General features: G+C 70.1%; 16 protein-coding genes. 9 read left to right on the top strand and 7 right to left on the bottom strand.

Features of this window, described 5'->3' with window-relative positions; translation table 11 throughout:
- Positions 1 to 20: 20 nt before the first annotated feature.
- Entirely contained in the window at positions 21 to 908 is an 888-nt protein-coding gene (locus tag NA3_RS28570; RefSeq protein ID WP_062966844.1) for an IclR family transcriptional regulator, read from the top strand.
- Here NA3_RS28570 and NA3_RS28565 read toward each other — a convergent pair.
- Positions 905 to 1,951: an alpha/beta hydrolase gene (locus NA3_RS28565; RefSeq protein ID WP_062966842.1), complete on the bottom strand. Its 1,047-nt coding sequence runs from the start codon at positions 1,949 to 1,951 to the stop codon at positions 905 to 907. The genes NA3_RS28570 and NA3_RS28565 overlap by 4 nt on opposite strands.
- A gap of 249 nt (positions 1,952 to 2,200) precedes the next feature.
- Here NA3_RS28565 and NA3_RS28560 point away from each other — a divergent pair, with 249 nt between their 5' ends.
- From NA3_RS28560 to NA3_RS28550, 3 genes are all read left to right on the top strand, one after another.
- A complete protein-coding gene (locus NA3_RS28560) occupies positions 2,201 to 3,625 on the top strand; it encodes a condensation domain-containing protein (RefSeq protein WP_062966840.1) in 1,425 nt (474 codons plus the stop codon).
- A gap of 340 nt (positions 3,626 to 3,965) precedes the next feature.
- Positions 3,966 to 5,474, top strand: coding sequence for an ArnT family glycosyltransferase (locus tag NA3_RS28555; RefSeq protein ID WP_167355057.1), 1,509 nt, complete (start codon positions 3,966 to 3,968; stop codon positions 5,472 to 5,474).
- A gap of 10 nt (positions 5,475 to 5,484) precedes the next feature.
- Entirely contained in the window at positions 5,485 to 6,417 is a 933-nt protein-coding gene (locus tag NA3_RS28550) for a glucosyl-3-phosphoglycerate synthase (protein WP_084491949.1), read from the top strand.
- Here the strand turns inward: NA3_RS28550 and NA3_RS28545 are convergent.
- On the bottom strand, positions 6,392 to 8,458 hold the full coding sequence (locus NA3_RS28545) for an acyltransferase family protein (RefSeq protein ID WP_227995281.1): 2,067 nt from the start codon (positions 8,456 to 8,458) through the stop codon (positions 6,392 to 6,394). The two genes, NA3_RS28550 and NA3_RS28545, sit on opposite strands and share 26 nt — an antisense overlap.
- Positions 8,459 to 8,659: 201 nt before the next feature.
- Here NA3_RS28545 and NA3_RS28540 point away from each other — a divergent pair, with 201 nt between their 5' ends.
- The 4 genes from NA3_RS28540 (at position 8,660) to NA3_RS28525 (ending at position 14,400) form a co-directional block, all read left to right on the top strand.
- Entirely contained in the window at positions 8,660 to 9,259 is a 600-nt protein-coding gene (locus NA3_RS28540) for a TetR/AcrR family transcriptional regulator (RefSeq protein ID WP_062966832.1), read from the top strand.
- A 12-nt stretch (positions 9,260 to 9,271) separates the two neighbouring features.
- Positions 9,272 to 9,736 carry a nitroreductase family deazaflavin-dependent oxidoreductase gene (locus NA3_RS28535; protein ID WP_062966830.1) on the top strand — a complete coding sequence of 155 codons (465 nt, stop codon included), beginning with the start codon at positions 9,272 to 9,274 and terminating at the stop codon, positions 9,734 to 9,736.
- 60 nt (positions 9,737 to 9,796) lie between these two features.
- Positions 9,797 to 12,220, top strand: coding sequence for a beta-glucosidase family protein (locus NA3_RS28530; RefSeq protein ID WP_227995280.1), 2,424 nt, complete (start codon positions 9,797 to 9,799; stop codon positions 12,218 to 12,220).
- Between the two features lie 116 nt (positions 12,221 to 12,336).
- Positions 12,337 to 14,400, top strand: a complete 2,064-nt coding sequence (locus NA3_RS28525) for a neutral/alkaline ceramidase (protein ID WP_128145190.1) — start codon at positions 12,337 to 12,339, stop codon at positions 14,398 to 14,400.
- Between the two features lie 9 nt (positions 14,401 to 14,409).
- Here NA3_RS28525 and NA3_RS28520 read toward each other — a convergent pair whose 3' ends face one another.
- Positions 14,410 to 15,024 carry a TetR/AcrR family transcriptional regulator gene (locus NA3_RS28520; protein ID WP_062966824.1) on the bottom strand — a complete coding sequence of 205 codons (615 nt, stop codon included), beginning with the start codon at positions 15,022 to 15,024 and terminating at the stop codon, positions 14,410 to 14,412.
- Positions 15,025 to 15,123: 99 nt separating this feature from the next.
- Between NA3_RS28520 and NA3_RS28515 the strand changes: the two genes are divergently transcribed.
- Positions 15,124 to 15,957 carry an alpha/beta fold hydrolase gene (locus NA3_RS28515; RefSeq protein WP_062966822.1) on the top strand — a complete coding sequence of 278 codons (834 nt, stop codon included), beginning with the start codon at positions 15,124 to 15,126 and terminating at the stop codon, positions 15,955 to 15,957.
- Positions 15,958 to 15,982: 25 nt separating this feature from the next.
- Here NA3_RS28515 and NA3_RS28510 read toward each other — a convergent pair whose 3' ends face one another.
- The 4 genes from NA3_RS28510 to NA3_RS28495 all read right to left on the bottom strand — a co-directional run bounded on the left by NA3_RS28510 (position 15,983) and on the right by NA3_RS28495 (position 19,426).
- Positions 15,983 to 17,050 carry a DoxX family protein gene (locus tag NA3_RS28510; RefSeq protein WP_062966820.1) on the bottom strand — a complete coding sequence of 356 codons (1,068 nt, stop codon included), beginning with the start codon at positions 17,048 to 17,050 and terminating at the stop codon, positions 15,983 to 15,985.
- A gap of 83 nt (positions 17,051 to 17,133) precedes the next feature.
- Positions 17,134 to 17,619, bottom strand: a complete 486-nt coding sequence (locus tag NA3_RS28505; RefSeq protein ID WP_227995279.1) for a universal stress protein — start codon at positions 17,617 to 17,619, stop codon at positions 17,134 to 17,136.
- A gap of 9 nt (positions 17,620 to 17,628) precedes the next feature.
- A complete protein-coding gene (locus NA3_RS28500; RefSeq protein WP_062966819.1) occupies positions 17,629 to 18,060 on the bottom strand; it encodes a MarR family winged helix-turn-helix transcriptional regulator in 432 nt (143 codons plus the stop codon).
- A complete protein-coding gene (locus NA3_RS28495; RefSeq protein ID WP_062966817.1) occupies positions 18,053 to 19,426 on the bottom strand; it encodes an MFS transporter in 1,374 nt (457 codons plus the stop codon). The genes NA3_RS28500 and NA3_RS28495 overlap by 8 nt, the downstream gene beginning before the upstream one ends.
- Positions 19,427 to 19,502 lie beyond the last annotated feature (76 nt).

Raw genomic sequence — 19,502 nt, 5'->3', positions numbered from 1 at the left:
GCGACAGGTTAGGAGACCCCGTGCCGACTGGCAACACCGGGCGGGCCGAAAGCTCGCCCCCGACTCGGCGGGTGGTATCGGTGGTGGAACTGCTCGCCGCGCACGACGGCGCGCTGACCTCGGCGGAGATCGCCGACACGCTGGGATTGAGTCGCTCCACCATGGGAGCGATCCTGGGCACCCTGGAGGAAACCGGTTGGGTGCGGCGGCTTCCCGATCTCGGCTACGAACCGGGTCCGGCGTTGCTGGTACTGGGCGGGCGGCTGCGGGACCGCCTCCGCGATCACGACCGCCTCGAGGCGGAACTGCGCCGGCTGGCCGAACGGGTGGGCTGCGGGGCGGCCCTCACATCCATCGCGGGTAGCGAGGTGATCTTCGTCGCGGTGGCCGGCGGCCCCGGGCTGATCCCGGCCGGAATCGAGGCGGGCACCCGGATACCGTTGCGCCCTCCGGCGGGCGCGGCCGTTCTGGCCCATGCCGGCCTGCCCGCGCAGCGCGCGTGGTTACAGCAGGCGCCGCCCGATCGCCGGGCCGAATTCGAACAGGTGCTGGAAACCGTTCGCGCACTGGGATATTGCGCGTGGGGCCTGGACGCGGCCAGCCTGCCGACGCTGCGGGTGCTGGCCGAGGTGGTCGATCATCTGTCCGACCGTCCCGCGGACAAGGCGTTGCGTGAGCGGGTTCTGGCCCTGCTGGCCACGATCGGTGGCGCGGCGCACAGCCGGGCCGATCTCGACAGCGATCGCCCATTGCCGATCAGCTATCTCACCGTCCCGGTCTTCGACGGCGAACGGGTGGCGATGGAGGTCCAGATCGGCCCGCTCAGCGCCGCCGTCGGCGCGGCCGAGCGCGCCGAGTACGTGCGCGAAACCGTCTCCGCCGCACGGCGAATCGCGGCGGCGGGTTAGCGGTTGAGAGCCTGCTCGAACAGCGGCCAGGAGCGGTGCAGATCCTCCTGCCAGTAACCCCAGGAGTGGGTGCCGTTCGCGCGCAGGTCGAAGGTGGCGGGAATGTTCAACTGCGTCAGCCGGTCCCGCAGCGCGATCGCGCAGTTGTGGGTGGCGGCCTCGAGCACGCCGCCGTAAACGAGCTGCTCGATGAGCTTGCGGGTGTTGCCGTGGATTCCGGGGCCGTCCGGATTGTCCAGGGGGCCGGGAATTCCGTTGCCGGTCGAGACGTAGATCGCCAGCCCGCGCAGCCGGTCCGCGTTCACGTACGGGTCGTGGGCCGCCCACAGCGGATCGTTGGGCGCACCCCACAGATTCAGCGGGTCTCCCTGCCACCGCAGCACCACACCGTCGACGAACGCCTGGCCCAGCGGATCGCTGGTCCGCGCGCAGCCGCTGTAGGAGCCGACCGCCCGGTACAGCTGCGGGGCGGCCAGAGCCAGCTGGAATACCGAGGTGCCGGCCATGGAGATGCCGGCCACCGCATTCGCACCGGAGCCGTGAAAGGCCGAATCGATGATCGGTGGCAGTTCCGCAGTGAGGAAACTCGACCACTTCTGCCGCCCGAGCACGGGATCGTCGGCGCGCCAATCGGCGAAATAGCTGCCGTTGCCGCCCATCGGCGTCACGACCGTGACTTGTTTGCCGCGGAAGAAGTCGACGATATCGGTCTGCTCGGGCCAGCTGCTGGCCTCCGAACCGCCGCTGGCGCCGTTGAGCAGATACAGCACCGGCGCTGGTGCCGAACCATCCGGTGCCCGAAGGACTTTCACCTCGATCTCACGATTCATCGCCGCCGAGTGCACCCGCAGATTCAGCATGCCGTCGGACTCCTGCTCGGCCCCCAGCAGGTGGGCGCCGTCGGCGGCGGGCTCGGCGGCGGCGGTGAGCGCGGCGATACTCACCGGAGCGGGCGGCGGATCGTCGGCCACCGCGGGTGCCGCGCACAGCGCCGCGGTCAGCACCGACGCCAGCAGGGCGGTGGGCAGGGTGCGGCGAATCATCCGCCTACCTCTCTCGTTCCGTCGGGTCCGGACGGCGGTCAAGGTAGGCCCGCGAAGGTCACGGTCGCAAGGTATTCCGCCGACTGTTGGGACCGGCGGCCTATCGGACTCGACCGGATCTGGGGAAGGTCACAAACTTCCACGGCGACGGTTGGCGTATCGGCGCGGGTGCCGTTGACTCGGTCCGCGTGATTCGGCGGCGCGGCCGGCGCCGGCGGATCGTCACATCTGGACGAAACGAGGGTTTCCATGGTCGGTTTCGGTTTCTTCGACGATTGGCATCCGCAGCCCGGCAGACTGATCGCCTGGGCACCCACAGCGCAGTCGCGTGCGGCGGTCATGGCCGCCCCGGAGCACCCGGTCGGCCCGTCGTACCAGCAGCGCGAATATCTGCGCGCGGCATACCGGCAGCGCGACAGCGGATCTCGCGCGTCGCGGCTGTGCATGATCGCCTTCGACTTTCCCAGCCCCCTGAACCGCGACGCCATGACCCGGACGATCACCGCGTTCGCCCGCCGCCACGACACGTTCTGGAGCTGGTTCTCCTGTGAGCCCGGTGAGCGGATCGCGCGTCACGTCGCCGACCCGGCCGATATCGAATTCGAGCCGCGCGATTACGGTGAGATCACCGACAGCGATGCCGTCCGCGATCATGTGCAGCGGCACGCGCGCGACGTATTCGATTGGGACTGTTTCGGTTTCGGCGTCATCGATCGCGGCGACGCGTTCACCGTCTATGCGGCCGTGGACCACCTGCACACCGACGGGGTGGGGCAGGCGTTGTCGTGCGTGGATCTGCTGCTGCTCTACGGCAACGAACTGTCCGGCGGTCAGGTGCCGATCGAACCGGTCGACGGCCACATCGCCTACTGCGAGCGGGAACTGAGCTACAACGCCGAGCTCACCACCGAATCCGCGCCCGTGCAGCGCTGGCTGGAGTTGCTGATCCGCCACGGCGGCGCGGTGCCGTCGTTCCCGATGGACCTCGGCGTGGCGCCGGGCGCGAGCGGATTCACCCGCGGCGCGCAGATCACCGTGCCGCTGTTCGAGGAGGCGGAGGCGCTGCGGTTCGAGCAGGTGTGCCAGGACTTCGGCGGGAAGTTCCTCGGCGGTGTGTTCGCCGCGATCGCGCTGACCGAACACGAATTGACCGGCAGGGAACAGTATTTCGTGTTCACGCCGGTCAACACGCGCTCGACCCCGGGGGAGCAGGGGGCGATCGGCTGGTACACCAGCCTGGTGCCGGTCGCGGTGGCGGTGCGTCCGGACGAGACGTTCACTTCGCTGGTCGGCCGCGCCCAGGCCCAGGCCGATGCGGCGAAGGAGCTGGCACAGGTGTGCGTCCACCGGGTGCTGGAACTGGCCGCCGACGATCCGCGCATCCGTACCCGGCTCGGCTTCTCGGCGCCGATGGTCTCCTACGTCGACGTTCGGCGGATGGCGGGTGCGGAGATGTTCGATCGCATCAACGGCGGGCTGTACGGCAATCGGGCCAGTTCCAGCGAGGTCTACCTGTGGATCAACCGCTTCCCCGACGTCACCCAGCTGAGCATGGTGTTCCCGGATACTCCCCGTGCGCACGAGGCAGTGGCGCACTATCTTTCGACGCTGACGAAGCTGTGCCGCGATATCGCTCTGACCGGCACCGAACGGGTCGATGCCGCATTACTGTGACACGCCGGATCGCACCGGGCCACCGACCGGCGAGGTGCGTGTGAGTGGGATCTCCGGACGCGGCACCCGGACCTCGCGGTCGAGGGACCGGGACGGGATCCCCGGCCGGAAACGGGGGCGCGCCGCCACAGGCGAAACTCGCTCGGCCGAAGAGCATGTCGGCGATGATGCCGCGACGCCGGCTCCGCATCCACCGGCACGTCAGGACCGGCAACCTGCTGTGGATATCCGATCCCGAGAGTCGTCCGCGAAGGCCGCGAGACCGCATCCGGGCTCGGACGCGGCGAGCTGGTCGCCCTCACCATCTCCCCGCCGACCGCGAGTGGAGCTGAAAGACCGTGTGCTGGAGCATATCTCGCGGCAGGGGACGGCGGTCTGGGTGGGTGTGATCGCGATGCTCACCGCGGCGGTCCTCACGATCCGGGCCGCGCGGTACGACTGGTTCGGCGACGAGTTGTACTTCGTCGCCGCCGGACATCATCCGGCCGCCGGATTCGTCGATCAGGGACCGTTGATCCCGCTGCTCGCGCGTGCCGCGCACGCTCTCGCGCCCGAGTCGCCGACCGTGCTGCGACTGCCCGCCATCCTGGCGGGGATGGTGGCGATCGTCGTCACCGCGGCGCTGGCGCGGGAATTCGGGGGCGGCCGCGCCCCGCGGATCCTCGCCGCGGTCGGCTATGCCTGCTGCCCGTATGTGGTCACCCAGACCGCCTCGCTGTCGACATTCGCCCTCGACTCCACGGCTGTCGCCGTCCTCGCCTGGCTGTCGGCGCGCTGGGTGCGGACCCGGGCGGACCGGTTGCTGCTGATCGCGGGCATGGTCGCGGCGATCGACCTGCAGGTGAAACTGCTGCTGCCCGTTGTGGTGGCCGCACTCGCCGCCGGCATCGCGTGCTGTGGACCGCGAGAGATCGTGCGCCGGCCCGCGCTGTGGGCCGGCGCCGGGATCGCGGCCGTGTCGGCGGCGCCCGCGCTGCTGTGGCAAGCGCGCCACGGCTGGCCACAGGTGGCCATGGGGGCGGTGATCCGCGACGAACAGCGGGCGGCGATCGGCGGTACGGCCGGCCTGCCGGTGCAGCTGCTGACCATGGCCGGAGTGCTGGGTGTGGTGCTGATCGGGTGTGCCGCTGGAGGATTCGCGGGTCGCCGGCTGCGCGATCATCGCTTCCTCGCGGTCGCCACCTGCGTCGTGGTGCTGTTCGTGGCCGTCACCGGCGGGCGTCCCTACTACGTTGCGGGGCTGCTGCCGGTGCTGTTCGCGGCGGGTGCCTGCGTGCTGGTGCAGCGATTCCCCGTGCGATGGTCGCGGGTCACGGCGTGCGCCGCCGCGACGGTGTCGATCGTCATCGCGCTGGGGGTGGTGCTGCTGTTGCCATCAGGCGACCCGCCGCGACCCGTGACCACGCGGGCCGAATTGTCCACCCGCATGCGGATTTCGGGCACCACCGGCTGGGACGCTCTCGTCGCGGGCACGTCGCTGGCCGCCGAACGAGCCGGTCCGGATCACGCCCCTACCGCGATACTGACCCGGACCTATTGGCAGGCCGCGGCGCTGGATCGTTTCGGGCCACCCGGACTGCCGCCGATCTACAGCCCCGATCGCGGTTACGCGGAGTTCGGCCGGCCGCCGCCCGGCACCACCACGATCATCTACGTCGACACCGACAGCGCCGAAACACGGTTGCGCCGAACGTTTTCCACCGTCGAGCCGCTAGTGCGGCTCGACGATCCGCGCGGATTCCCCGGTATCGACGCCCACGTGACCATCTGGCGGTGCGCCGGGCCGCGCGACACCTGGGCGCGGCTGTGGCCGGAGCTGACGACCGACATTCTGGACCCGGGTATCTGAGGAGATATCGATGACGCATGCCGCACCCGCTATCGAAACCGTTTCTCCCGCAATGGAAGACGGTGCGCGCGACCTGATCCGGGCCGAAGGCGGCCGGACCGTGTCGGTGGTGATCCCGGCCTTGAACGAACGCGCCACCGTCGCGGGCGTGATCGCTTCGATCCGGGATCTGGTCGGCGGACTCGTCGACGAACTGGTCGTCGTCGACTCCGGCTCGGCCGACGACACCATCGCCCGCGCCCGCGCCGCCGGTGCGACCGCGGTGTACACCCGCGAGCAGGCGCTGCCCGGGGTGCCGGTGCGGACCGGCAAGGGGGAGGTGCTGTGGCGGTCGCTGGCGGTGACGACCGGCGATATCGTCGTGTTCGTCGATGCCGACCTGCACGATCCCGACCCGGGCTTCGTGCCCGCGCTGGTGGCGCCGCTGCTGCGAGATCCGGGCATACAGCTGGTGAAGGGGTTCTATCGCCGTCCGCTCGGCGACGATCCGCACGGCGACACCGACGGCGGCGGGCGGGTGACCCAGCTGGTGGCCCGGCCGCTGCTGACCGCGCTCGCTCCCGAGGTGGCCGATGTGCGGCAGCCGCTCGGCGGTGAATACGCCGCCACCCGCGCGCTGCTCACCGCAATTCCGTTCGCGCCCGGTTACGGCGTCGAGATCGGGATCCTGCTCGACACGCTGCACCGGTACGGGCGCGCGGCCATCGACGAGGTCGACCTCGGCGTCCGCATCCATCGCAATCGGCCGACCCACGAACTGGCCGTGATGAGCCGTCAGATCATCGCGACACTGCTCGCGCGCCTCGACATTCCCGATTCGGGGGTGGGGCTGACCCAGTTCCGGCCCGAGGCGACGGGGTGGCGGCGGGTGACGAGTCCGGTGTCGTCGGCCGAGCGTCCACCGCTGGCGTCGCTGGTCACCACCAACCCAGCAGGGGGCTGAGCTGCCGGCCGAGTTCGGGGGCCAGCGACCGCGCATAGCTCGCGGTGAAATGGTGTTCGTCGTGGTAGACGAGGATATTGCCGATCTCCACCGGGCAGACGTCGCGTTCGCAGACGGCGTCGGTGAGGTCGATGGGGAAGACGTTCGGGAAGGCGGCGGCCGCGTCGAGGGCCGGGTTGACCGGTGAGAGCGCGTCGGCGCGGTGCATGCCGCAGCTGATCCGATCGCCGTGGCGGGCCAGGCAGTCGATGGCGCGATAGCGCACACCGTCGCGGCGCAGCCACGGGGTGTCGCGGATCGCGATGACGCGGATGCCCTTGTCGGACAACGCCTTCCATACGTCCTGATAGTCGGCCGGGGTTTCGTCGCCGCCCGCGTCGACCGGGCGGGTGCCGGTGGTGAACACCCACTCGGGCCGCTCGGTGCCCAGCAGATCGATCACGTCGCGCGACCAGTCGCGGCAGTCCGGATTCGGTTCGCCCTTGTACATGGCGTTCTGATCGAGGGTGAGCGGGCAGCCCATCTTCAGATGCACCAGGATCTTGAAATGGTGCTGCTCGGCCAGTTGCTGCAGCGCCGGCATCCAGTGCTCGGCATGGGAGTTGCCGACCACCGCGAGCGTGTGCGGGGCATCGGCCGCCCCGTAGGTACAGGTGACGACCTCGCGGTGATCCCAATCGGCGATACATCCGTCGACGGTCGGGCGGGGCAGTTCCGCCGGCGCCTCGTACAGCGTCGGCCGCATGCGCGCCTGCGGTACCGACGCGCCGCCGACCAGTGCCTCGGCGCCGGGATACTGCACCGGGTCGAGGGCGCCCACCGCCCGTGGCGGATGCGTCTGCACGACCGCACTCCAGGTGACCGCCGCGGAGGCGACCACCGCCGCGGTCACCGACAACGCGACCCCGGCGGTGCGGCGATACCGCGGCCCGAACGCCGGCGCGTCCGTCTCCTGCCGGGGGCGCAGGCGCAGCGGCTGCTCGATATAGCGGTGGGTGAGATAGGCCAAACCCAGAGAGACGGCGATCACCGCCGCGCCACCGCTCACCCCGGCGCGAGCGCCGCCGCGTTCGGCGAGCAGGAAGATCAGCAACGGCCAATGCCACAGATACAGCGAGTAGGCCAGATCGCCGAGCCGGACCAGGGCAGGCGAAGCCAGCAGCCGGATGAGCTGCGGCTGTTCCTCCGCGCCGACTCCGGCGCCGGCGAGGATCAACGCCACCGCCGCACCGACCGGGAGCAACGCCGGCGGCCCCGGGAACTGATTCGCGCCGTCGGTGATCCAGCCGCCCACCGCGACCACCAGCAGGCCCGCGGCCGCCAGCACCGCGCGCAGTATCCGCGGCACGCGCAGCGAGGCGGCGGCCAGTGCCAATCCGGCGCCGACCAGCAGTTCCCAGGCCCGCGCCGCGCTGTCGTAGTAGTTCCAGCCCTGATGGGTCGCCGAACCCTGCGCGGCGTACAGGAACGAGGCGAGCGCGGCGACCACGATGACAGCGGCCAGCGCCGGTCGCATCGCCCGCTCGCGCCCGAGGCGCCGGCACACCCACACCGTGCCGGCCACCACGAGCAGGGCCGCGAGGTAGTACTGCCCCTGCACCGACATCGACCACAGGTGCTGCAGTGGGCTCACCGAGGGATCGGCGGCCAGATAGTCCGACCACGTCGTCGCCAGCCGCCAGTTCTGGTAGTACAGCAGCGAGGCCAGGGTCTGGCCGGCCAGATCACCCCACTGGGTGTACGGCCGCAGCGTGACGGTCGCCACCACGACGGCGCCCAGCACCGTGACGAGCGCGGGCAGCAGCCGGCGGGCGGTACGCCGCAGGGTGAGGCCGATGCCGACGTCTCCGGATTCGGCCCGGCGTATCAGCGATCCGGTGAAGAAATAGCCCGACAGCACCAGGAAGATGTCCACCCCGCCCGACACCCGGCCGAACCAGATGTGGAACACCACCACCAGCGCGATGGCCAGTCCGCGTAGTCCGTCCAGGTCCCGGCGATAGCCGAGCGCTCGCGCGCGATCGACGGCCGCCTCCGTCATCGTCGCGGGCATGGCGGCGCGGCGGTGTAGTCGGGATGAACGGAAGGGGGGCATGACACGACAATTCCCTATCACACCGTCCTCACCCGGGACCAACTCCGCCGAGCGTGGCGTGCGGTAAGTCGACGGCCTCTTGTGACCAGGCTCAATGCCGCGCTATGGTTTGGTCATCCGCCCAAGGCGAACGTCCAAGGAGCAGCGATGGTCACCGCGGAACAACAAGGCCGCGAGACACGGGCCCGGCTGATGGACGCCGCGACGGAGCTGATCGCCGAGCGCGGCTGGGGAGCGGTGACGACCAGGCTCGTCGCCGAACGGGCCGGGGTGCGTGCCGGGCTGGTGCACTATCACTTCCGCTCGGTGGATGATCTGCTGATCGACGCGGCGCTGCGAATGATGCGGCGGCTGGTCGGCGATGTCCCCGCGGACCTGCTCGGTGACACCGCGACCGGCATCACCGCGCTGCTGTCGCTGATCGGCGGTTACGACGAGTCGAGCGCCGACACCCGGGTGTTCAGCGAGATGCTGCTCGCCGCCACCCGGCACGAACGGCTGCGCGACGGCCTGGCCACCGTCCTCGCCGAATTCCGCGCCACGATCGCCGCCCGGCTGCGCGCCGACGAATCCGTCCCCGATCCGGAGGCGACCGCGGTCGTGCTGGTGGCCGCCCTGGACGGCCTGGTGCTGCATCGGCTCATCGATCCGGGACTGCGCGAGCTGGACCTCGCGCCGCCGCTGCTGCGGATCGCGGGCGTCCGGGTCGGCCCCGGGGACGAGCGGCCCCGACCCACCGTCGACTAGGAGGAGACCACCATGGCATTCACCGACCTCGCCGCAGGGCTGGGTGCGCGGGCGCTGCACACTCGGGCACTGGTCCGCGCGCCCATCGGGCTGTACCGCGCGGGTCTCGGATTCGTCTTCGGACGACGGCTGCTGATGATGGAACACATCGGCCGCACGAGCGGCGCCAAGCGGCACGTGGTGCTGGAGGTGGTCGACCACCCGGGCCCGCGCGAGTACGTCATCGTGTCCGGCTTCGGCACGCGCGCCCAGTGGTACCGCAACATCCAGGCCGACTCGTCAGTCCGGCTGTGGGTGGGCACCCGGCGCGCGGTGCCCGCGACGGCCACGCCGATGACCGAGGCCGAATCGGCCACGGCGCTCGCGCACTACATTCGCGAGCACCCGAAGGCCTGGCGGAATCTGCGCGCCGTGATCGAACGAGCGACCGGCGCGCCGGTCGACACGCTGCCGATGGTCCGGTTACGGCTGCGGTAGCCCCGACGCGCGGCGGCCGATACGGCGCCGACCCGCCGATATCCCGTAGCGTCGAGGCCGATGCGCAGTCGAGACGAAACGGGGCACCCGATGGACGACCGGATCGAGCAGCTGGCAACACAATTGGATCCGGCGGCCGAACTACGACTCATCTCCGGAGCCGGAATGTTCCGCTTGGCCGGGGATTCCGCGATCGGCCTCGCCGAGATGCCGGTGTCGGACGGGCCGTCGGGTGTGCGCGGCGAGAACTGGGACGAACGCGATCCCTCGGTCAGCCTGCCGTCGGGAACCGCGCTGGCCGCCACCTGGGACCGCGGCCTGCTCACCGAGATCGGGGCCCTGATCGCGGCGCAGGCCCGGCAGAAGAACGTCTACGCCGTCCTCGGGCCCACCGTGAACCTGCACCGATCCCCGCTCGGCGGAAGGCATTTCGAATGCTTCTCCGAGGATCCGATGCTCACCGCGGAGATCGCGGCCGCGTATGTGCGTGCGGTGCAGGCACACGGGGTCGCCGCCTGCCCGAAACACTTCGTGGCCAACGATTCCGAGACCGATCGCTTCACCGTCGATGTCCGCGTCGCCGCGCGCGCCCTGCACGAGCTGTACCTGTATCCGTTCGAACGCGCGGTGCAGGCCGGCGCGTGGATGGTGATGGCGGCTTACAACAGCGTCGACGGCATCACCATGACCGAATCGCCGCTGCTGGACGAACCCCTCAAGGGCAGTTGGGGATTCGACGGTGTGGTCGTCTCGGACTGGACCGCCGTGCGCAGTACCGAAGGCGCCGCGCGTGGCACCGACCTGGCCATGCCGGGCCCGTCGCCGCTGTGGGATTCGGCCCTCGCCGATGCCCTGGCGGCCGGCACCGTGCCGAAGTCCGCGATCGACGACAAGGTCCGGCGCATCCTGCGTTTCGCCGATCGCGTCGGCGCCCTGGCGCCCGGCGAGCCCGACCCGGTGCCGGACTTCACCGCCGCGCAAGCCCACGATCTGGTACGCCGCGCCGCCGCGGCCGCGATGGTCCTGGTACACAACGACGGTGTGCTGCCGCTGCCGCCGCAGACCTCGGTGGCGCTGCTCGGGCCCGCCGCCGCGCAGCCGCGGTACATGGGCGGTGGCAGCGCGACCGTGATCCCCGATCACACCGTCACGCCCGTCGAGGGGCTGTCGGCGGTGCTGCCGGTCACCCACACACCGGGTGTGCGCACCGGTGACGATCTGATTCCCGTGCCGCTGGAGCTGGTCACCGACCCGGCCACCGAGACGCCGGGACTGTGCCTGCGCTACCTCGACGGTGAGCGTGTCCTCGACACCCAGCACCGCACGGCGGGCCGGCTGGTGCTGTTCGGTGACCCGCACGCGGCCGCCGCGTCGGCGATCGAACTGCGCGCGCGGCTGCGCGCCGATGTGGCGGGTGAGTGGCGGCTCGGTGTCGCGGCGCTGGGGCACTGTGTGGTGGAGCTCGACGGCGAAACCGTGATCGACACCGACATCGCGTTCGAGGGATCGGATCCCGTTGCCGCACTGCTGGATCCGCCGCAACGCTGGGTCGAGCGCGAACTCGCGGCCGGTCAGGAGGTCGACGTCCGAATCACCGTTGGTTCGGGCGCGTCGGCGACCGCCGGGCTGGGCATGATTCTCGGCGCCGGACTGGTCGTGGCGCGGCCGGAACGCGCACCCGAAGAGGAATTCGCCGCGGCGGTCGAGGCCGCGCGCCGGTCCGAGGTCGCGGTGGTGGTCGTCGGCACCACCGAACAGCTGGAGAGTGAGGGCCGCGACCGGACCACGCTGGCGCTGCCCGGCCGCCAGAACGACCTGGTCGCCGCTGTCGCCGCGGTCAATCCGCGCACGGTAGTGGTCGTGAATTCCGGTGCGCCCGTGGAGATGCCGTGGCGCGACGACGTGGCCGCGGTACTGCTGACCTGGTTTCCCGGTCAGGAATTCGGCGCCGCACTGGCCGATGTGCTGACCGGCGCGGCCGAACCCGGCGGCCGGCTGCCGACGACCTGGCCGAAGGAACTCGCCGACGTGCCGGTCCGCGACACCACCCCGGCTGCCGACGGCACCCTGACCTACGACGAGGGCGTGCACATCGGCTACCGCGCCTGGCTGCGGGCCGGTGTGCAGCCGGCGTACCCGTTCGGCCACGGACTCGGCTACACCGTGTGGGAACTGAGCGATCTCGCGGTGGACGGCCACGATATCGAGGTGACCGTGGCCAATATCGGTGAGCGGACCGGTAAGCAGGTGGTGCAGGTCTATCTGTCCCGCGAGGACAGCGCCATCGAGCGGCCGGTGCGGTGGCTGGCCGCCTTCGCCAGCGTCACCGCCGAACCAGGCGGGGTGCGCCGGGTGCGAATTACCCTGCCGCAGCGGGCCTTTCAGCACTGGACCGACGCGGGGTGGGATACCGAACCCGGTCCCTTCACCGTGCACGTCGGCACGTCGGTGATCGCGCTGCCGTTGACCGCGTCCATCGAGTAGCACGGCCCTCGCCACGAAATCGGGGCTGGCGTACTGGACGAGTGACCAGTAATCTCCGGTGCACACGGTTGGAGGAGGCGGTCGCAGCGTGGCGGCCGGAATCGAAGGAGCGATCAGTGACGTTTACCCGGCGATCGATGCTGGCCGGCACCGTGACCGCGGCCGTGGCCGCGGGAGTGGGGGCCACCGCTTCCGCGGGGGCGGCACCGATCCGGGTGACCGGCGACGAGGCGGGATATCTGGTCGGCGCCGGCATCGCCGATGTCACCGGTGCGGTCGCCGGGCAGGGCATGATGGGCTACTCCGAACTCGACCAGGTCGCGACCGGGTTGCTCATGCGGACCTGGGCTCGCGCCTACATCGTGGTCGACCGGGCCAGCGGCGAGCGGGTGGCCTTCGTCAACGCGGATATCGCGTGCCTGTTCCAGTCGGTGCATCTGGCCGTGATGCAGCGGCTGGCACAGCGGTTCGGTGCGCTGTACACCGAGCGCAACGTCAACCTCAACGCCACCCACAACCACAATTCCTGCGGTGGCACCGCTCGCGAATACGCCTATTCCCTTGCCGCATACGGCTTCCAGAACAATTCCCACCAGGCCGAGGTGGACGGTATCGTCGCGGCGCTGGTCGCGGCGCACGAGAATCTGGCTCCAGGCTCACTGTCGCTCGGTCACGGCGAACTGCACGACGCCTCGGCCAACCGCTCCCGGGTGGCCTTCGACCTGAATCCGCCGGACGACAAGGCCGCCTTCCCGAATGCCATCGATCCGCAGGTGACGGTGCTGCGATTGCGGCAGGGCGGCAAGGACATCGGCGCGATCACCTGGTTCGCGACGCACGGCACATCGCTCACCGACGCCAATACGCTCATCTCGGCCGACAACAAGGGCTATGCCAGCTACCGCTGGGAGCACGACGAGATGGGGGTGCGGCCGGGCGCCGGAAAACCCGGTTTCATCGCGGCGTTCGCGCAGACCAACGCCGGTGACATGACGCCGAACATCGGACTCACGCCGTGGCATCCGTCCGGGCCCACCGAGGACAACCGGCTCAACTGCTCTCTCATCGGCGAACGCCAATACCGCGCGGGCCGAGCGGCTTTCGATGCGGCCCGGCCGATGCGCAGCGGGGGAGTGGACGCCGCGCTGCGCTATCTGAACATGGCCGATATCGCCATCGACGGGTCCTACACACCCGACGGTAAACCGGCCCGCACCGCGCCCGCCATGATGGGCGCCGCGGCCGCCGCGACCAGTTCGGAGGACAACTGGAAGACGCAGCTGTCGTTCCTGCAGGAAGGCAATGCCGATCCGGTCGTCGCGGCGCTCGGTGGACTGGACGGACCCGTCGAGCAGTGGATGCGGGATGTGCAGGCGCCCAAGCTGATCGTGGCGCCGCTGGGCGTGCTGCCGCCGCGCCCGTGGGTGCCGCTGACGGTGCCGATCCAGATTCTGCGGATCGGCGATCTGGTGCTCGCGTCGGGGCCGGCGGAATACACCGTGGTCTCGGGGCTGCGCATCCGGCGGGTGGTGGCGCACGCACTGTCGGTGCCGCTGGAAAACGTGCTGCTGCAAGGCTATTCGAACGGCTACTGCGGCTACGTGACCACGCCGGAGGAATATGCCTCCCAGCAGTACGAGGGCGGGGAAACGCTGTTCGGCCGCTGGACTCTGCCCGCCTATGTGCAGGAATTCGATCGCCTGGCCCGCGCGGTGGCCGCCCGCGTCGACCTCGGCCGCGGTCCGGCCCCGCTGGACTGGACGGCGGGCGTGCAGCCGAACCTCCTTCCGCCGGTACCGGCCGATGTGCCGATGACCGGGCGCGCATTCGGTGAGGTGATCACCGCGCCGAAGCCCGGCTACTCTCGCGGCGATACGGTGACGGCCGAGTTCTGCGGTGCGCACCCGGCCAACGACTTCCATACCGGCGGAAGCTATTTCGAGGTGCAGCGCGCCGAGGGTGAGCAGTGGCGGGCGGTCTTCGACGACAACGACTGGTGCACCGAACTGCACTGGTCGCGCCCGCCCGGGCAGCCCGCGGCCTCGCGGGTCGCCATCCACTGGACCGTGCCCGCCGATGCGGAGGCGGGGCGCTACCGCATCGAATACCGAGGTGACCGCCGCGACGGCGAGGCCACCATCCCGTTCACCGGCACCACGGCCGAGTTCAGCGTGGGCTGAGCGGTTGTCTCATCCCTCGGATATCGTGGCCGGGGACCGGGTTTCGACGAGTGTGTCGAGGTAGGCGGCCATCGCTCGCCCGGCCGATTCGATCGGGGCGGTCGAGCGCAGGGTGCGGCTGAGAATGAACGCGCCCTCCAGAGCGCCCAGAATCGCGATCACGAAGGTGTGGGCCGCGGGCGCGGACAGTCCGCGTGCCCGGAAGTAGGCGCTGCCCTGGTCGATCCAGGACTGCATCACCTCGGCGGTCACCTCCCGCAACGCCGGTTCGCTGTCGGCGATCTCGCCCGCGACGGTGCCGACCGGGCACATGTTCATCCAGCCGGACTGCTCGATCTGTTCCGCGGCGGCGGTGAACGCGGCCCTCACCGCCACGCGCAGGTCCGGATACGGATCCATCAGCAGCGGTAGCAGCTGGATGTAGGCGGCGCCGCTGGTGCGCAGTGCGGCGGCCGCGATCTGCTGCTTGCCCTGCGGGAAATGGTGATACAGCGACCCGATCGGGGCCCGGGCGGCGGCGGTGATCTGTTTGACGCTGGTGGCGCCGTAGCCCTGGCGGCGCATCAGTTCCGCGGTCGCGGTGACGATGCGCTCAGCCGTCGGGGTTGACACGGTCTCGGACATCCTCCCATACTAGAACACACGCTCTAGAGCGAATGTTCTAGCAGGTGGACGCGTCTTTTCTCGGCGTGGCCGCGCGATTGCGATGCGGAGGTGGCAGGTATGCCGGTCGTCGAAGTTCCCGCCGGGCCGATCCACTACGTCGAGGAGGGGCAGGGGCCGCCGGTCGTGCTGCTACACGGACTGCTCATGGACCACACCGTGTGGGACCGCGTGATGCCGTTGCTGCCCAGCGGTTTTCGCTATGTGCGGCCGGTGCTGCCGCTCGGCTCGCATCCGGAACCGATGCGGCCGGACGCCGACCTGAGTATGCGCGGGCAGAACGTGGTGCTCGCCGACTTCCTCGACGCGCTGGACCTTCGCGACGTGACCCTGGTGCATTCCGACTGGGGCGGCGGTCTGTTCCTCACCGCCTACGGCCTCGACAAGCGGGTCGCGCAGCTCGTCGTGCTGCCGTGCGAGGCCTTCGACAACTTTCCGCCCGGACTGCCCGGGAAGCTGGCCGTGCTGGCGTTGCGCGTTCCGGGCGCGTTACCGATCGCCCTGCGCCAGTTGCGGATCGGGTTCTTGCGCCGCTCGTCGCTGATCTATGGGCAGATGGCGCGCTATCCGGTCCCCGACGATCTGATGCGGGGCTGGACCGAACCCGCCCTGCGGAATCCGGCTATCGGCCGCGATGTGCGCAAATACGGCCGGGCATTGCCACCGGCCGCGCAGCTGATCGCCGATACCGAAGCCTTGCGGAACTTTCCCGGCCGCGCTCTGGTGCTGTGGTCCCCGGCGGCCGCGCCGATGCCGCGCGAGCACGGGCGCCGCCTCGCCGAACTCCTGCCCGCGGGCCGGTTGGTGGAAATCGAGGACGCCTACGTGCTGTCGATGCTCGATCAGCCCGAGGCCGTGGCCGCGGAATTGACGGCGTTTCTCACCGGCGCCTGATCGGGCGCCGGTGAGAATGCCGGTGTCACTTGCCGTTTCGAGCTTCGGCCAGACGCTCGCGGGCCGTCTCCGCGCGCTCGCGGGCGGCCTCGGCCGCCTTCTCGGCGCGCTTGCGGGCCTGGCGCGCGAAGATCGACCCGCGCTGCTTGGCGACCTCGGCCCATTCGCCTCCGTGTTCGCGGGCGGCCTCGGCCCATTCGCTGCCGCGGTGCTTCGCGATCTCGGCCCAGTCGCCCCGGTGATCGCCGGCGGCGTCGGCGAGCTCAGTGCTCTTGCGCTTGGCCAGCTCGGCCCATTCGCCTCCGTGTTCGCGGGCTGCGTCGGCCAGATCCGCGCCGCGCCGCTTGGCCACCTCGGCCCACTCGCCGCGGTGGTCGAGAGCGGTGCCGGCCAACTCGGCGCCGCGGCTGCGGGCCAGTTCCGCCCACTCGGTGCCGTGCTCGCGGGCCGCCTCGGCGAGTTCACCCCCGCGCGACTGGGCCACCGAGGCCAGTTCGGCGCCGCGCGATTGCGCCACCGAGGCCAGATCGGCGCCCTTGTCGGCGGCCACCGCGGCCAGTTCGCGGCCGCGGACGGCCTGCTGCTGCAGGCGATCCCGCACCGTTTCGGTGGTGGCGGCGGTGAACGGGAGGGCTGCGGCGGCTTTGCGCGCGGCGCGGCGACCCCGCCAGCCCAGCGAGGGCTTGCCCTCCGTATCGGCGGCGGCGATGAGCAGGCCACCGAGCAGGCCGACGTCCTTGATGAAGGCGGTGCGCTTGGCGGCACGCTGCTGCGCATCCGATTCGTTCCAGAAATCCTGCTCGGTCACAGTGGCCGGGATGACGGTGACCGCCAGCGCCAGCGACGAGAGCCGGGGTGCGCGGTTGAGCGCCAGCAGGGTTCCGGCCCCGACCCGGACGATGGCATTGATCCGCACCACTTTCGCCGGATCGGCGGGCAGTTTGGCCGATACCGAATCCGGCAGACGCTGTTCCCCATGGGATACCAAGGTGCTGGCGGCCTGCGCCCGTGGCTCGGGATGCATCAGAGTGTCGACTCCGTCGACGACGAACACCGATGCCAGCAGCGGTCGGGCAAGGCGGCGAATCAACATAGTGAAAACCCTTTCCTCAACGGTCTCGTTCCGGCGGGTTCCCCCGATGCCGCGTCCCAATCACAGCGGGACGCCGACGGAGCTCAGGGCACGACAGTAACCGGCCAGCGCCCCGCTTTCACCAGACGCACCGCGACCGACCCGATAATTCGGTGCCCGGCCTTCTCGGACGCGCCGACCACGACGCCGTCGGCCTTCAGTTCGTCGGCGGCCTCGGCCAGAACCGTGAACGGATCGCCGCGGCGGGTGATGAACTTCCAGCGGGTGCGGTAGACGTCCTTGACCCTTTCCGCGTGTTCGCGCACCTCGCGGGCGAGGTCCTCGGCCATCTCGGCGGTCGCGCCCTGGACGTCGACGCCGTAGGCGCCGGCCATGGCCATCCAGGGTTGGACGTAAACCATTGCCAGCAGCGAGTTCTGACGCCGGGCCAATCCGGCCGCATAGGCGGTCGCGCGCCAGGAGGCATCCGAACCGTCGATGCCGACCATGATCACCCGTGGGCCGTCGGTGCCCAGTTCGAAGCCCGACGACAGGCCGGGCGCCCACTCCGGTGTTGTCTCTTCGGCCACGACTCGAGCCTAGAGCAGGCGCAACAGATCGCGCAGGGTGCGCAACTGCTCGGCGGACAGCGCGGTGAGGGTGGGCGGCGGCGGGTCGGGAGTGGCCATCGCCTGCGCGAGTACCTCCCGCCCGGCGTCGGTGATGGTCACCAGCTTGCGCCGCCGATCGTCGGGAGCGGTGTCGCGCGATACCAGACCGCGCGCCTCGAGATCGTTGACCACCACGGTGGTGGCCGGCGCGTCCATGGTGGCCACCCGGGCCAGTTCCTTCAGCGGCAGCGGGCCGGGAGCCAGTCGGCGCAGTACTCGAAATCTGCTGAACGGCATGCCCGTTCGATCGACCACCGCCCGTTTCCAGGTGTCGCGGGTGTCCTTGACCACGTCGGTCAGCACGCGCCAGACCTCGTCGGGCGTCGGTTCGGGAACGGAGGTGATCGCGTCGTCAGACACGGACGGGCTCCTTGTGTTCGAGCAGGGGAGCGACCCGATCGCGCGAGCGCAGTGCCCATCCGGTGTTGGCGGCGATGCCCAGCACCACGACGCCCGCCGCGAGGGCGGCCACCACCCACCACAATCCCGCCCCGGACAGCAGCCCGCACAGGGCGACACCGACGCTGACCCCGATCTGGCGGCTGGTCGAGGCGACCGCGGAGGCCGCGCCCGCCCGATCCATCGGCATCCCGCTCACCGCCGCCGTGGTGATCGGCGGGTTCACCGCGCCGAAACCGGCGCCGAAGATCGCGAACATCACCACCAGCTGCCAGATCGGGGTATCGGGCCGGAGTGTGGTCAGCAGCGCCGCGGCCGTCGTCATCAGAATTCCGGCGGCGACCAGCGAGGGCCGGGTCCCGAAGCGCCCGACCAGCCGGCCCGACAGCGGTGAGCAGACCAGCATGGCCAGCGCCATCGGCAGGTAGAGAAGTCCCGTATGCACAGCCGAATAATGCCGCACGCCTTGCAGATACAGCGAAGCGCTGAAGAGGAAGGCGCCCAGTCCGGCGAACGCGCAGATCGCGGTGACGGTGGCCGCCGCGAACGGCACGCTGCGGAAGAACCGCAGATCGATGAACGGCGAGCGATGCCGCCGTTCGGCGTAGAGGAATCCCGCCAGCGCCACGGCCGTGAGGCCGAAGATCGCCGGGCGATGTTCGATCAGCCCGAAGACCAGCGTGAACATGACCACGACCGCCAGCACCTGGCCGAGCGGATCGATACCGCGTGCCGTCTGCGACTTCGATTCGGGGACGTAGATCGTGGTCAGTACCAGCGCGACCGCGCAGATCGGCAGATTGATCCAGAACACCGACTGCCAGCCCAGCGCGTCGATCAGCACGCCGCCGACCATCGGGCCGATGGCGGTGGAGATGCCGACCACCGCGCCCCAGACACCCACCGCCCGCGCCCGTTCGATACGGCCGGTGAAGACCGTGGTGATGATCGACATCGCGATCGGATTGAGCATCGAACCGCCGACGGCTTGGATGAAACGTGCCCCGATCAGCATGTCGATATCGGGCGCGAGGCTGCACAGCAGTGAGCCGAGCGCGAAGATGCTCAGCCCGATCCGGAACATGCGCTTGCGCCCGAAGCGGTCGGCGGTCGCGCCGGACAGCATCAGCAGGCTCGCCAGGGTGAGGGTGTAGACGTCCACGATCCACTGCAGCCGCGACAGCGGGGCGTCCATATCGCTGCGGATCGTCGGAATCGCGACATTGACGATGGTCGCGTCCATCGACGAGATCAGCAGACTCAGACAGCAGGTGACCAGCACGATCGTCTTGTGGCGCGGCGTCAGCCCGGAAACAGTTGTAGGCATACAATGATTGTGCGCGCACAACTATTGGTGAGCAAGGACTGTGAACTAGTTCACTGCACGGTTGCACCGGTCGCGC

Source organism: Nocardia africana NBRC 100379 (assembly GCF_001612635.1).
Taxonomy (GTDB): domain Bacteria; phylum Actinomycetota; class Actinomycetes; order Mycobacteriales; family Mycobacteriaceae; genus Nocardia; species Nocardia africana.
The sequence above is the reverse complement of the archived record's forward strand: the minus strand, read 5'-3'. Positions and strand labels throughout refer to the sequence as shown.